12 protein-coding genes are annotated in these 12,265 nt (G+C 60.6%); 8 read left to right on the top strand and 4 right to left on the bottom strand.

The window, feature by feature from the left end:
• Window positions 1-85 precede the first annotated feature (85 nt).
• Complete coding sequence (locus tag QRN50_RS16860; RefSeq protein ID WP_024641112.1) at window positions 86-1,489, bottom strand: FAD/NAD(P)-binding protein; 1,404 nt, start codon at window positions 1,487-1,489, stop codon at window positions 86-88.
• A 42-nt stretch (window positions 1,490-1,531) separates the two neighbouring features.
• Window positions 1,532-2,101 (bottom strand): helix-turn-helix domain-containing protein, encoded by a 570-nt coding sequence (locus tag QRN50_RS16855; protein ID WP_011268307.1) that lies wholly within the window; start codon window positions 2,099-2,101, stop codon window positions 1,532-1,534.
• 111 nt (window positions 2,102-2,212) lie between these two features.
• Here QRN50_RS16855 and QRN50_RS16850 point away from each other — a divergent pair, with 111 nt between their 5' ends.
• From QRN50_RS16850 to QRN50_RS16820, 7 genes are all read left to right on the top strand, one after another.
• Window positions 2,213-3,148 (top strand): DMT family transporter, encoded by a 936-nt coding sequence (locus QRN50_RS16850; RefSeq protein WP_096126617.1) that lies wholly within the window; start codon window positions 2,213-2,215, stop codon window positions 3,146-3,148.
• A gap of 194 nt (window positions 3,149-3,342) precedes the next feature.
• On the top strand, window positions 3,343-6,261 hold the full coding sequence (locus QRN50_RS16845) for a monovalent cation/H+ antiporter subunit A (protein WP_096126616.1): 2,919 nt from the start codon (window positions 3,343-3,345) through the stop codon (window positions 6,259-6,261).
• Window positions 6,261-6,605 carry a Na+/H+ antiporter subunit C gene (locus tag QRN50_RS16840; protein WP_003397123.1) on the top strand — a complete coding sequence of 115 codons (345 nt, stop codon included), beginning with the start codon at window positions 6,261-6,263 and terminating at the stop codon, window positions 6,603-6,605. The genes QRN50_RS16845 and QRN50_RS16840 overlap by 1 nt, the downstream gene beginning before the upstream one ends.
• Window positions 6,602-8,287, top strand: coding sequence for a monovalent cation/H+ antiporter subunit D (locus QRN50_RS16835; RefSeq protein ID WP_003397125.1), 1,686 nt, complete (start codon window positions 6,602-6,604; stop codon window positions 8,285-8,287). The genes QRN50_RS16840 and QRN50_RS16835 overlap by 4 nt, the downstream gene beginning before the upstream one ends.
• The gene (locus tag QRN50_RS16830; protein ID WP_003397128.1) at window positions 8,284-8,772 is read left to right on the top strand and encodes a Na+/H+ antiporter subunit E; all 489 of its coding nucleotides are present in this window, start codon (window positions 8,284-8,286) and stop codon (window positions 8,770-8,772) included. The genes QRN50_RS16835 and QRN50_RS16830 overlap by 4 nt, the downstream gene beginning before the upstream one ends.
• On the top strand, window positions 8,769-9,047 hold the full coding sequence (locus QRN50_RS16825) for a K+/H+ antiporter subunit F (RefSeq protein WP_002554071.1): 279 nt from the start codon (window positions 8,769-8,771) through the stop codon (window positions 9,045-9,047). Before QRN50_RS16830 ends, QRN50_RS16825 begins: the two co-directional genes overlap by 4 nt.
• Window positions 9,044-9,424: a Na+/H+ antiporter subunit G gene (locus QRN50_RS16820; RefSeq protein ID WP_003397131.1), complete on the top strand. Its 381-nt coding sequence runs from the start codon at window positions 9,044-9,046 to the stop codon at window positions 9,422-9,424. The genes QRN50_RS16825 and QRN50_RS16820 overlap by 4 nt, the downstream gene beginning before the upstream one ends.
• Window positions 9,425-9,442: 18 nt before the next feature.
• Here the strand turns inward: QRN50_RS16820 and QRN50_RS16815 are convergent, their stop codons facing one another.
• A complete protein-coding gene (locus QRN50_RS16815; RefSeq protein WP_003397144.1) occupies window positions 9,443-9,910 on the bottom strand; it encodes a hypothetical protein in 468 nt (155 codons plus the stop codon).
• Window positions 9,911-10,353: 443 nt separating this feature from the next.
• Between QRN50_RS16815 and QRN50_RS16810 the strand changes: the two genes are divergently transcribed.
• Window positions 10,354-10,593, top strand: a complete 240-nt coding sequence (locus QRN50_RS16810; RefSeq protein WP_003397146.1) for a DUF2789 domain-containing protein — start codon at window positions 10,354-10,356, stop codon at window positions 10,591-10,593.
• 19 nt (window positions 10,594-10,612) lie between these two features.
• Here QRN50_RS16810 and QRN50_RS16805 read toward each other — a convergent pair whose 3' ends face one another.
• On the bottom strand, window positions 10,613-12,097 hold the full coding sequence (locus tag QRN50_RS16805) for a phospholipase effector Tle1 domain-containing protein (protein WP_054091460.1): 1,485 nt from the start codon (window positions 12,095-12,097) through the stop codon (window positions 10,613-10,615).
• Window positions 12,098-12,265 lie beyond the last annotated feature (168 nt).

The raw sequence follows: 12,265 nt of genomic DNA, 5'->3' as shown, positions 1-12,265 counted from the left end.
TGCTCGCGAGAACACTATCGTACCCATGCTCCGCGTGGGTATGCCTTTCCGGACGCTCTGCGTCCTCTTCTGAGCAGGCGGCGCCTTACGACAAATGTATCGCCAGCGCCTTGGCCTGGATCGCCACGTCGGTTACTGCGGTGCTTTCCCACCACATGCCGCGCAATGGCGGGCCCATGGCGAACAGGCGTGCCGAGTACTGACCGTGTGCGTCAAGTACTGCGCCCGCAGCGTCGGCAGCGATGCCGAGTGCCAGCGGGCCGGGCTGGATCAGCCCGCGTGCCAGCAACTGCCGGGGCAACGGGCGATCCACGCGTCGCCAGTCGTACTCGATGCCGGTGGAGTTGATCAGCGCATCGCCGCTGATCTGCGTCGGCTGACTCTCACCGCGCCGACGCACGCTGATCTGTACCTGACCTGAGGGCAGGCTGGCCACGCCCTGCAACGAGGCCGCGTCAATGCTCAACCGCCCTTGCCTGATCAGCCGCGCCAGCAGCGCAGCGCTCGGTGGCGGGGAGCGATGGTGGTGGCTCTCCCACCAAGGCCTTACATGACGGACGAACTGGCGGCGCTGTTGATCGCTGGCCTGATTCCACAGCCTGCCGACGTTGGCGCGCACGGTGTCCAGCGGGGCCTGCCAGTCAATGCCGCTCTCGATGGCCAGCTCGCACTGTTCGCGCACTTTGCGCACCAGTTGCCGAGTGCTGCGGATACTCGGGTCCTGAGCGAGAAAATCAGACCATTCCGGCGGCTGACGCCGGACATGCGGCAACAGGCCGTGCCGGGAAAATATCTGGATGGGCCCACGATGTCCGGCCGTTTCCAGCGAAACCAGCGCATCGACCATGGTCAGCCCCGAGCCGATGATCAGCACCCTCGACTGCGGATCGAGCTTTCTCATCACCGCCACATCCCAGGGGTCCAGTGCTGCCGTGTTCAGCTCGTTCGAATCACGTCGCGGGGTGCGTGAAGCCGCGTACATGCCGGTCGCCAGCACAGCCCGGCTGCCATGCACCTTACGACCGTCAGCCAGCGAGACACTCACGCCATCTGCATCGACCTGCAGGTCCACTGCCTCGCCGGGCACATGCACGGCGGTCGAGCCAAAGGCTTCAGCAGCGCTTCGGGCTTCACGCAGTCGCTGCTGGACATAAAGCCCGAACACACCGCGCGGCGGAAACAGCTCGGCGACCGGGACCCTCTGCTCGGCGGCTTCAGGCCAGCCCCCGGCAGCCAGATAGTCAGTCAGCCACTGGGTGAGGTCATCCGGGTTGTCCGGATCGACGCTCATCCGTGCAGCGTTGCCATTGAGTGTATGGCCCGGCTCCGTCGCACTGTAGGCCTCGCCCCTGCCGAGTTCGCTGCGGGTTTCGATGATCAGGATTCGGCGCCGGCCCGGTCTGCGCAGCAGTTGCGCCGCCAGCATGGTCCCGCTCAGACCGCCGCCGATGATCAGAATGTCAGCCGTCTGGTGGGAATCTTCGATCATCGAACAGTGCCTCGCTGGGGTGGCTGTAAAAGAATGGGAAGGTCAGAGCACGACGTTACGCACGAAGCGCAGGGGCACATCGGCGTCGTTGCAGTAGCGGTGCGGCTGATTGCTGGGGAACATGAAGAACTCGCCCGCCCCTACCTGCTGCATGGCCGCAGGGTCGGCAAAGCGCAACGTCAGATGCCCTTCGACGACGTAGACCTGTTCACTCCAGCCATCGGGATCGGCCTCCGAGACATAGGCGTCCCCAGGCTGCAGACAGAATTCCCACAACTCCACCTCGCGCCGGGCAACGGCCCTGGCCAGCAACACCGCTTTGCTGCCGGCAATCGTACCGGCCCATGCCAGCTCGTTGATGCGGCTGTAATCGCGATTTTCGGGCGCCTGGATCAGGTCGCTGAACGCCACTTCCAGGGCTTCGGCCACGCGGTCCAGGGTCGCCAGGCTGACGTTTTTCTCGCCGGCCTCGATAGCGACCAGCATGCGTCGGCTGACTCCGGACTTTTCCGCCAGCGCCGTCTGGCTGAGGTCCGCACTGTTACGCAGACGCCGCACGTTCTGGCTGACGTGCTGCAGCACCGGAGGGCGCTGGGAATTTTCTTTGTGCATGCTGGTGCTCACATCAAACCGTTGCGCATTATACTGCCCAGCCCAGGGACACTGTCAGGGTGTTCAGCCTCTCATCGCGCACATGGCAATTAACAGGAATCCGGAGCTGACATGAAGTCTATCAGCCGCATACCCCGCATCAGCAAGGCAGAAGCCGTACTGATTCTGATCACCATGCTCTGGGGAGGCACCTTTCTGCTGGTCCAGCATGCGATGACTGTCAGCGGGCCGATGTTCTTCGTCGGTCTGCGCTTTGCCGCCGCAGCGCTTATCGTAGCGCTGTTTTCAATGCAGGTGCTGCGCGGTCTTACCTTTCTCGAACTCAAGGCCGGTGTCTTCATCGGCACCGCGATCATGCTCGGCTACGGCCTGCAGACGATCGGACTGCAGACCATCCCCAGTAGTCAGTCGGCGTTCATCACGGCACTTTACGTGCCCTGCGTGCCGTTGTTGCAATGGCTGGTATTGGGCCGGCGACCAGGATTGATGCCAACATTGGGCATCATCCTCGCCTTCACCGGGCTGATGCTGGTGGCAGGGCCGCAGGGAGCGTCCCTGCAACTCAGTTCCGGCGAGATCGTGACACTGATCAGCACGGTGGCCATCGCCGCCGAGATCATCATGATCAGTGCCTATGCCGGTGAGGTCGATGTGCGTCGAGTCACCGTGGTGCAACTGGCCACCGCATCGGCGCTGGCATTTCTGATGATCGTGCCCAACCAGGAACACTTGCCGGAGTTTTCCTGGTTGCTGGTGCTCAGCGCTGTGGGGCTTGGGACCATGAGTGCGGCGATCCAGATCGCCATGAACTGGGCACAGAAAAGTGTTTCGCCGACCCGCGCCACGGTGATTTATGCCGGTGAACCGGTCTGGGCCGGAATTGTCGGAAGACTCGCCGGCGAGCGTTTGCCGGGCATCGCCCTGCTGGGTGCGGCATTGATCGTGGCCGGGGTGATCGTCAGCGAAATGAAACGGCGTTCTGCGCCTGATGAACACAACACTGTCGACGAAGAGGAAGGACAACAAGGCGCGCGCAAAGCTGAATGAACAGCGGGTATTGCCAGCCATGAAGCACCTTGTTTCCTCGAAACTGCGTCAACGACCTTTCGTTGTATTAGAAGCAATTATTTACTGAATTAAAAAAGCAGACACTTTTTGTAGGAAATTTCGGAAACCGTCCCTTTGGTATCGGAGTGTCTGGCACGTATGATGCTTGACATTCCCCTGCAGATTAGAAGCCTATGTCCCTGATAGTTCTACTGCTTCTGCCTTTCATCGGCAGCTGTCTGGCGGCCTTTTTGCCGCACAACGCGCGTAACGCGGAATCATTTCTGGCCGGTCTGATCGCCCTCATCGGCGCTGTGCAGATGGCCTTGTGGTTCCCGCAGATCGCCGACGGCGGCGTGATTCGTGAAGAGTATTTCTGGCTGCCAAGCCTGGGCATGAACTTCGTTCTGCGTATCGATGGCTTCGCCTGGCTGTTCTCGATGCTGGTACTGGGCATCGGTGCGCTGGTTTCGCTGTATGCCCGCTATTACATGTCGCCGGACGACCCGGTGCCGCGCTTCTTTGCGTTTTTCCTGGCCTTCATGGGTGCCATGCTCGGTCTGGTGATGTCCGGCAATCTGATTCAGATCGTATTTTTCTGGGAGCTGACCAGTCTTTTCTCGTTCCTGCTGATCGGCTATTGGCACCATCGGGCCGATGCCCGACGCGGCGCTTACATGGCGCTGATGGTTACCGGCGCGGGCGGTCTGGCGCTGCTGGCAGGCATGATGATCCTCGGCCATGTGGCCGGCAGTTATGATCTTGACCGTGTTCTGGCCTCCGGCGACGCGATTCGTGCGCACGCCCTGTACCCGGTGTTACTGACCCTGATTCTGATCGGCGCACTGACCAAAAGCGCCCAGTTCCCGTTCCATTTCTGGCTGCCGCACGCGATGGCCGCGCCCACGCCGGTGTCGGCGTATCTGCACTCGGCAACCATGGTCAAGGCCGGGGTCTTTCTCATGGCGCGCATGTGGCCGGCGCTATCCGGCACCGAGCAATGGTTCTGGATCGTCAGTGGCGCGGGTGCCTACACGCTGATTCTCGGCGCCTACGCGGCGATCTTCCAGAACGATCTCAAGGGGCTGCTCGCCTACTCGACCATCAGCCACCTGGGCCTGATCACCCTGCTGCTCGGCCTCAACAGCCCGCTGGCTGCGGTGGCCGCGGTGTTCCATATTCTCAACCACGCGACCTTCAAGGCGTCGCTGTTCATGGCCGCCGGCATCATCGACCACGAGAGCGGGACCCGCGATATCCGCCGTCTCAGTGGCCTGATAAGGCTGCTGCCCTACACCGCGACGCTGGCGATGGTCGCCAGCGCCTCGATGGCCGGCGTGCCGCTGCTCAACGGCTTTCTGTCCAAGGAAATGTTCTTTGCCGAAACCGTGTTCATTTCCGCCACTGCCTGGGTCGAGATTGCCTTGCCGGTGATTGCGACCATCGCCGGGATCTTCAGCGTTGCCTATTCGCTGCGCTTCACTGTCGATGTGTTTTTCGGTCCGGCGGCCAAGGATCTGCCCCACTTGCCCCACGAACCGCCGCGCTGGATGCGTGCGCCGGTCGAACTGCTGGTGCTGACGTGTCTGGTGGTGGGGATTTTCCCGGCGCAATCGGTCGCTCCCCTGCTCGCCGCCGCTGCGCGCCCCGTTGTCGGTGGAACACTGCCCGAGTACAGCCTGGCGATCTGGCACGGCTGGAACCTGCCGATGGTCATGAGCCTGGTGGCGATGGCGGGCGGTATCATTCTGTACCTGTTGCTGCGCAAGCCGCTCAAGCACGAGCGCATCACCGCCCCGCCGCTGGTGGGACGCCTCAATGGCAAGCGCTTTTTCGAGCGCAGTCAGGTAGTGATGATGCACTGGGCACGCCGTTTCGAACGCAAGGTCAGCACTCGCCGCCTGCAGCCACAACTGTTTCTGCTGGTGCTCGCGGCGGTACTGGGCGGTTTCATTCCGATGTATTTCAGCGGCCTGACCTGGGGCGACCGACCGAAGATTCCGGGTTCCGGGGTGTTTGTCACGCTGTGGCTGATCGCGATTGCCTGCGCCATAGGTGCGGCCTGGCAAGGTAAATATCACCGTTTGGCGGCACTGGTCATGGTCAGCGTCTGCGGGCTGATGACCTGCATCACCTTCGTCTGGTTCTCGGCCCCTGATCTGGCGCTGACGCAACTGGTCGTGGAGGTGGTGACCACCGTGCTGATCCTGCTCGGTCTGCGCTGGCTGCCACGACGCAATGAAGACGTCGCCCCGCTCAGCGCACGCCTGCGTGCCCGTACCCGGCGCATACGCGACTTCGGCCTGGCAGTGCTCGTGGGGCTGGGCATGGCGATACTCTCCTACGCCATGCTGACCCGCCAGACGCCCAACGCCATCTCGTCCTTCTACCTGAGTCGCGCGCTGCCCCAGGGCGGCGGCACCAACGTGGTCAACGTGATGCTGGTGGATTTCCGCGGCTTCGATACGTTTGGCGAAATCACCGTGCTGGCGGCAGTCGCCATGACAGTGTTCGCCCTGTTGCGACGCTTCCGTCCACCGAAGGAAAGCATTCTGCTGCCCGCCCAGCAGCGCCTGCTGGCCCGTGACGTGGTGACGGATCTGGTCAACCCGCGCAGCGCCAGCGATACCGCGCTCGGCTTCATGATGGTTCCGGCAGCGCTGGTTCGATTGCTGCTGCCGATTGCCTTCATCATCTCGATGTACCTGTTCGTCCGCGGCCACAACCAGCCCGGCGGCGGGTTTGTCGCCGGGCTGGTGATGTCGGTGGCGTTCATCCTGCAATACATGGTGGCAGGCACCCAGTGGGTCGAGGCGCAAATGAGCCTGCGCCCGCTACGCTGGATGGGCACAGGCCTGTTATGCGCGGTGCTGACCGGCGCGGGCTCGATGCTGCTGGGTTATCCGTTCATGACCACCCACACCGCCCATGTCGATTTGCCGATCCTGGGTGACATTCACATCGCCAGCGCGCTGTTCTTCGATGTCGGCGTGTACGCCGTGGTGGTCGGCTCGACGCTGTTGATTCTTACCGCACTGGCGCACCAGTCGGTGCGCAGCCATCGGCCGACGCAGTTGCCCAAGCCTGTCGCCAACCCGCAAGGAATCCTCTGATGGAAGAAGTCATTGCAATCGCCATCGGTGTACTGGCCGCCTCGGGCGTCTGGCTGCTCCTCAGGCCACGTACCTTTCAGGTGATCATGGGTCTGTGCCTGCTGTCGTACGGGGTCAACCTTTTCATCTTCAGCATGGGCAGCCTGTTCATCGGCAGAGAGCCAATCATCAAGGATGGTATTCCTCAGGACCTGCTCAATTACACTGACCCGTTGCCACAGGCGCTGGTGCTCACCGCAATCGTCATCAGCTTCGCCATGACCGCGCTGTTTCTGGTGGTCTTGCTCGCCTCCAGAGGCCTGACCGGCACCGACCACGTAGATGGCCGGGAGCCCAAGGCATGAGCTGGATGAACCAACTGATCATCGCGCCCATCCTGCTGCCGCTGCTGACCGCCGGGCTGATGCTCTGGCTGGGTGAAAAGCACCGGCCGCTCAAGGGCCGTATCAATCTGTTTTCCAGCATCCTCGGGCTGGGCATTTCCGTGGTGCTGTTTCTCTGGGTACAACACAGCGGCAGCAGCGGCTCGATCGGTGTCTACCTGCCGGGCAACTGGGGCGTGCCGTTCGGCATCGTGCTGGTGGTGGACCACCTCTCAGCGATGATGCTGGTGCTGACCGGGATCGTCGGGGTCTGCGCCCTGCTGTTCGCGCTGGCTCGCTGGGACAGGGCCGGTGCCAGCTTCCACGCGCTGTTCCAGATCCAGCTCATGGGGCTGTACGGTGCGTTCCTGACCGCTGACCTGTTCAACCTGTTCGTGTTCTTCGAAGTACTGCTCGCAGCGTCCTACGGCTTGATGTTGCATGGCTCTGGCCGGGCAAGGGTGTCGACGGGGCTGCATTACATTTCGATCAACCTGCTGGCTTCGTCGTTGTTTCTGATTGGTGCTGCGTTGATTTACGGGGTGACCGGCACGCTGAACTTTGCCGATCTGGCCATCAAGATCCCGCAGGTGGCGGAGTCCGATCTGGGCCTGCTGCATGCCGGAGCTGCGATTCTGGCCACGGCGTTCCTGGCCAAGGCCGGTATGTGGCCGCTGAACTTCTGGCTGGTTCCCGCCTACTCGGCAGCCAGCGCGCCGGTGGCGGCAATGTTTGCGATCATGACCAAAGTGGGTGTCTATACCCTGCTGCGCCTGTGGACCCTGCTGTTTTCCGGTCAGGCCGGTGCGTCGGCATTCTTCGGCGGCGACTGGCTGATCTACGGCGGCATGGCGACGATTTTCACCGCGGCCATCGCCATCATCGCCGCCCAGCGCCTGGAACGCCTCGCCAGCCTGAGCATACTGGTGTCAGCGGGCATTCTGCTGTCCGCCGTCGGCTTCGCCCAACCGAGCCTGACCTCGGGCGCGCTGTTCTATATGGTCAGCTCGACGCTGGCATTGAGCGCCATGTTCCTGCTGGGCGAACTGATCGAACGCTCCCGCTCGGCCAACGAGATCCCTCTGGAATACGACGTGGATCAATTGCCTCGTACCCTGGAGTCCCTGCATCCGCCGCCCGGTGCCAACCTGGACGACGAACAGAAGGTCGTGGTCGGTCAGGTCATTCCCATGACCATGGCTTTTCTGGGCCTGAGTTTTATCGCCTGCGCCTTGCTGATCATCGGCATGCCGCCGCTCTCTGGGTTCATCGGCAAGCTCACCTTGATCAGCGCGCTGATGAACCCGCTGGGGCTGGACGTCGCGAAGGATGAGGCGCTTTCCACTCAGGCATGGATGCTGATCGGCCTGCTGATCTTTTCCGGGCTGGCGTCGCTGATCGCTTTTTCAAGGCTCGGCACGCAACGTTTCTGGACGCCACACGAGCGCCCTTCGCCGATGCTGCGTCGCAACGAATGCCTGCCGATCATCATTCTTCTGGGTCTGTGCATCGCGCTGACCTTCAAGGCCGAACCCTTGTTGCGCTACACCCAGGACACCGCCGCAGCGCTGCATGAGCCCAAACAGTATGTGCAGTCAGTGCTCGCCACACGCCCGATACCCGGCCCCACCAGCCAGCAAGCAGATCCGGAGGAGCAGCCATGAAGCGCCTGTTTCCCGCCCCGCTGCTCTCGTTGGCACTCTGGCTGTTGTGGTTGGTATTGAATCTGTCGATCAGCCCCGGTCACCTGCTGCTGGGCGCGGTGCTGGGGTTTCTCGCCCCAATATTGATGGCCCCCTTGCGCCCGCTGCCGGTACGTATTCGCAAACCCGGCACGATCCTGAAGTTTCTATGGCGGGTGGGACGCGACGTGGTGGTCTCCAACGTGCAGGTCGGCCTGAGCGTCTGGCGGCTCGAAAGCCGTCCGCCACGCTCGGCTTTCGTGCGCATTCCACTGGACCTGCACGACGCCCACGGCCTCGCCGCGCTGGCGATGGTCACCACGGTAGTGCCGGGAACGGTGTGGTCGGAGCTGGCACTGGATCGCAGCGTGCTGCTGATGCATGTCTTCGATCTGGAGGACGAAGCGCAATTCATCGAGCACTTCAAAACCACCTATGAGCGACCGTTGATGGAGATCTTTCAATGAGTGCACTGCTCGACAACGCCATCCTGATCAGCCTGCTGATCTTCGCCCTGGCGATGGTGATCACCCTGCTGCGCCTGCTCAAGGGACCTTCGGCCCAGGACCGGGTACTGGCGCTGGATTATCTGTACATCATTGCCATGCTGATGATGCTGGTGCTTGGCATTCGCTACGCCAGTGACACGTACTTCGAAGCGGCCATGCTGATTGCCCTGTTCGGCTTCGTCGGCTCGTTCGCTCTGGCCAAGTTCCTGCTGCGCGGAGAAGTGATCGAATGATCGGACTGCCGAATACAGTGCCCTTCTGGGTGGAAATACTGACCGCCGGGCTGCTGATCGCCAGCAGCCTGTTCGCCTTGACCGGCGCGCTCGGGCTGCTGCGCCTCAAGGACTTTTTCCAGCGCATGCACCCGCCCGCCCTGGCGTCGACGCTGGGTGCCTGGTGCGTTGCGCTGGCGTCGATCATCTACTTCTCGGCGCTGAAGTCGGAACCGGTGATCCACGCCTGGCTGATCCCGGTATTGCTGGCGATCACGGTACCGGTGACCACTCTGCTGCTGGCGCGCACCGCGCTGTTCCGCAAGCGTATGGCCGGTGACGACGTGCCCGCGGAGGTCAGCAGTGGTAACGGCAATGGAGAATCAGCAGGCGGCTGAGTCGATGCCCGGCCAGTGTTACTCGCTGGCCTTGAATGTCAGCTCGCCCTTGCGCCATTTGGCGGCCTTGCCGACGGCGCCTTTGAGAAGCTTGCTCATGCCGATCTGCAGTTGCTCTTTCGCAGCGAAGACCATGAAGACGGTCTGACCTTCCTTGAACACGATACCGTGGCCCTCGGGAATATCGATGAAGGCATATTCACCCAGCCCGTACACGGTGGTCTTGATTTCACGAAATTTCAATTCAAGCTTGCCGCCCTCGCGGCTGGGCAGGACAGACGCGCGAAAATGGTCGCCCACCTTTAGCTCAAGGCGAGGTTTGTCGTCGACGACCAAGGCGCTTTCGGTGTCGATTTCAGCGATATAAATGCCTTCGGCTGATTGCTCGGTGATGTAGACAAAACGGGATTGGAACTGCTTGACCAATTGTGCGCGGAGGTCGCCGAGCACGAACAAGGCGTGGGTATCCAGATTACTTACAGCCAAAGTACAAACCCTCAAACATGAAATGAGGCTGCCTGATGTCAGGGCAGTCGAGAAAGTGATTCATCCATAGACCGCTTCATGTGGCCGGAGATTGTCCGGCATGCTGCACGCAGAAACGCAGACAGCGCCGCCGCACACCTTGTGCAGGCGGGTGGCGGATTCTACCGGCTCATGGCTGCTACGGGATATATACCTTTTGTACACAGCAGTGTCGCGCAAGCGCTGGGGCCCTGAAAATAGCGGCCAGCCCGGGCACGGCGCAAAGGCTGGACGGGTTCCAGCCTGCGTTGGGTGCATCCTGCGATAGCGGAAACATAGCATTTATATCCACTGTAGAAAAAGCCATCTTTTCCTGCACAGCCAAATGCATCGAACTCTTGCACGTACCCACCACTCCCATAAGAACTGATGAATACGGGGATACCCCCCGGCGAGGAGATGACATGGAACAGACTACAACTACCATCAAAGACCTGTTCGAACAGTTGGGGCTTGACTCCGATGATGAGAGCATCGAAAAGTTTATCGCCAGCCATCCTCTGCCCGACGACGTCAAACTGATCGACGCAGAGTTCTGGACGCCGCGTCAGTCTGACTTTCTCAAGGAACAGCTGCACGAAGATGCCGAATGGGCGATGGTGGTCGACGAACTCAACGTGCGCCTTCACAAAAAGCCCGAGTGAGCCACTCGGGCGTTGATACCTATTGCGGATAACCGGGCTGGCCGATATTGGGATGCAATATCCGGCCGCCTGGCTGTGGTGCGTGGACGAAAACAGCGTCGCCAAAAGTACCCACTCTGCCGACGACTGCATTCCAGTGCGCAGACTGATGGATGTAGCGCCAGCGCAGTAATGCCTCTTCATGGCTGTCCAGCAGGTAAGACCCGCCTCGCGCATAATCAATCAACCGGGTAGAAATGTTCTCAAGCTCGGGAGGAAGCTGGAATTCAGGTGCTTGTGGCACCGGGTCGAAAGGCACGCCCTCGTCACACGCCAGTGTGTGCATGATCAGTAACGACACCCTCGACAGGTGGCCAAACACCTGACGGCTCATGCCCACTGCGGCAACGACCGTACTCATGCCATTCAAACTTTTCCTGCACGGATAACACTTGCTCTCGCATGCCTGAACCCTCAGCCAGGCCTGGCTATCGAGCGGGTCGATCCAGTGATCGCGATTCATTCGGCTTAATTCAGCCTGTGCCTCCTTCCAGCTCGGTGCCGCCTCGTACGGGCTGCCACGGCTGACCACACTGCCGCGAGGGCGCGTGAGCAGTACGTTTTCTTCCATCTGTGGAGGATAACCACCACCGATATCGGAATGTGCACCGGGCAGAACGATTTCCCGGGGCCACACTGGCAGGACGCTGTTCAACGCAAAGTTGCGCCGGGATTCATCGCGGGCCACCAGATGCAACACCTGCTGCGCGCACCCTGGAGGCAGGTACAGATTGACCCTCCTGTTGCTCGCATCGCGGGTATTGCCCATGTCCTTGAAGCTGCCTATGGCTGCAACGGTGTCGAACAGACCGATAACCTTGAGCCGTACGCTGCCGTTGCTCCAGCTGAAACGGTCGCTCAACCTGACCTTGCGGCTTTCGAGTATCGGCTCGAGCATGCCCGAACGCTGCTTGAGAATTTCATTGACCAGATGCCTGGCCGACGCTGCACCTCGACTGAAGCCGAACACGTCCAGTTCCAGCGCGTCCAGCACACAATCGGGGTTGTCGCGGGGGAACGCCTTCAATACCGACGCCAGCTTTTTGAATGCGTTTTCCACTTTGGAGATCACACCGGTTGCCCCGCGACCGAAACTCTGCCCCGGCCATACCGAATCACGTCCACCGGAAGTAGTGCCGGCCCCGCTTACATAGATCGGGTAATACACCTTCAGGCCGTCACCGTCATTTTCGGCAACAGGTTGCAGGCGGTAGATATCGACCAGTCTGGCTATATTGCTCGGATCATTATTGTAACTACTGCCAGGCTGAACATGACGACCCGCACACGCTTTAATGTGCTGCCCCTCATTGATCTCGATCAATGCCTGGCAGTCGGCCCCGATCTGACTATTGAAGCGATTATTTCCCGTACCGTCGAAGAAAATGCCTACTCGCGCCGTCACGCGCCGCGTGACCACATCTGAAAGGACTGCTGACTGTTGAAAACTCCGTTTATCGCTCATAACTTTTCCGTCCTTAGAGGCAAGCCAAGAAAAGGCCGCACTTAAATCAAAACGTAAATAACGTTGATTTAAACAGCTTGCTTAAAGACAGTGAGCAGTCAAGTCATGTTGCGTCTTTTCAGACAACTCCTACAACATCTGTAGCCATGAATTTATTATTTATGAATA

This window comes from Pseudomonas sp. MEJ108, assembly GCF_030208985.1.
Classification (GTDB): domain Bacteria; phylum Pseudomonadota; class Gammaproteobacteria; order Pseudomonadales; family Pseudomonadaceae; genus Aquipseudomonas; species Aquipseudomonas fragariae.
This window is presented reverse-complemented; position numbering and strand designations above follow the sequence as displayed.

What these genes read in the sequence shown, in the direction of transcription:
- QRN50_RS16845 (WP_096126616.1), top strand. Translation starts at nt 3,343, where the DNA reads ATGTCCCTGATAGTTCTACTGCTTCTGCCTTTCATCGGCAGCTGTCTG.
- QRN50_RS16825 (WP_002554071.1), top strand. Translation starts at nt 8,769, where the DNA reads ATGAGTGCACTGCTCGACAACGCCATCCTGATCAGCCTGCTGATCTTC.
- QRN50_RS16820 (WP_003397131.1), top strand. Translation starts at nt 9,044, where the DNA reads ATGATCGGACTGCCGAATACAGTGCCCTTCTGGGTGGAAATACTGACC.
- QRN50_RS16860 (WP_024641112.1), bottom strand. Translation starts at nt 1,489, where the DNA reads ATGATCGAAGATTCCCACCAGACGGCTGACATTCTGATCATCGGCGGC.
- QRN50_RS16850 (WP_096126617.1), top strand. Translation starts at nt 2,213, where the DNA reads ATGAAGTCTATCAGCCGCATACCCCGCATCAGCAAGGCAGAAGCCGTA.
- QRN50_RS16835 (WP_003397125.1), top strand. Translation starts at nt 6,602, where the DNA reads ATGAGCTGGATGAACCAACTGATCATCGCGCCCATCCTGCTGCCGCTG.
- QRN50_RS16855 (WP_011268307.1), bottom strand. Translation starts at nt 2,101, where the DNA reads ATGCACAAAGAAAATTCCCAGCGCCCTCCGGTGCTGCAGCACGTCAGC.
- QRN50_RS16840 (WP_003397123.1), top strand. Translation starts at nt 6,261, where the DNA reads ATGGAAGAAGTCATTGCAATCGCCATCGGTGTACTGGCCGCCTCGGGC.
- QRN50_RS16805 (WP_054091460.1), bottom strand. Translation starts at nt 12,097, where the DNA reads ATGAGCGATAAACGGAGTTTTCAACAGTCAGCAGTCCTTTCAGATGTG.
- QRN50_RS16830 (WP_003397128.1), top strand. Translation starts at nt 8,284, where the DNA reads ATGAAGCGCCTGTTTCCCGCCCCGCTGCTCTCGTTGGCACTCTGGCTG.
- QRN50_RS16810 (WP_003397146.1), top strand. Translation starts at nt 10,354, where the DNA reads ATGGAACAGACTACAACTACCATCAAAGACCTGTTCGAACAGTTGGGG.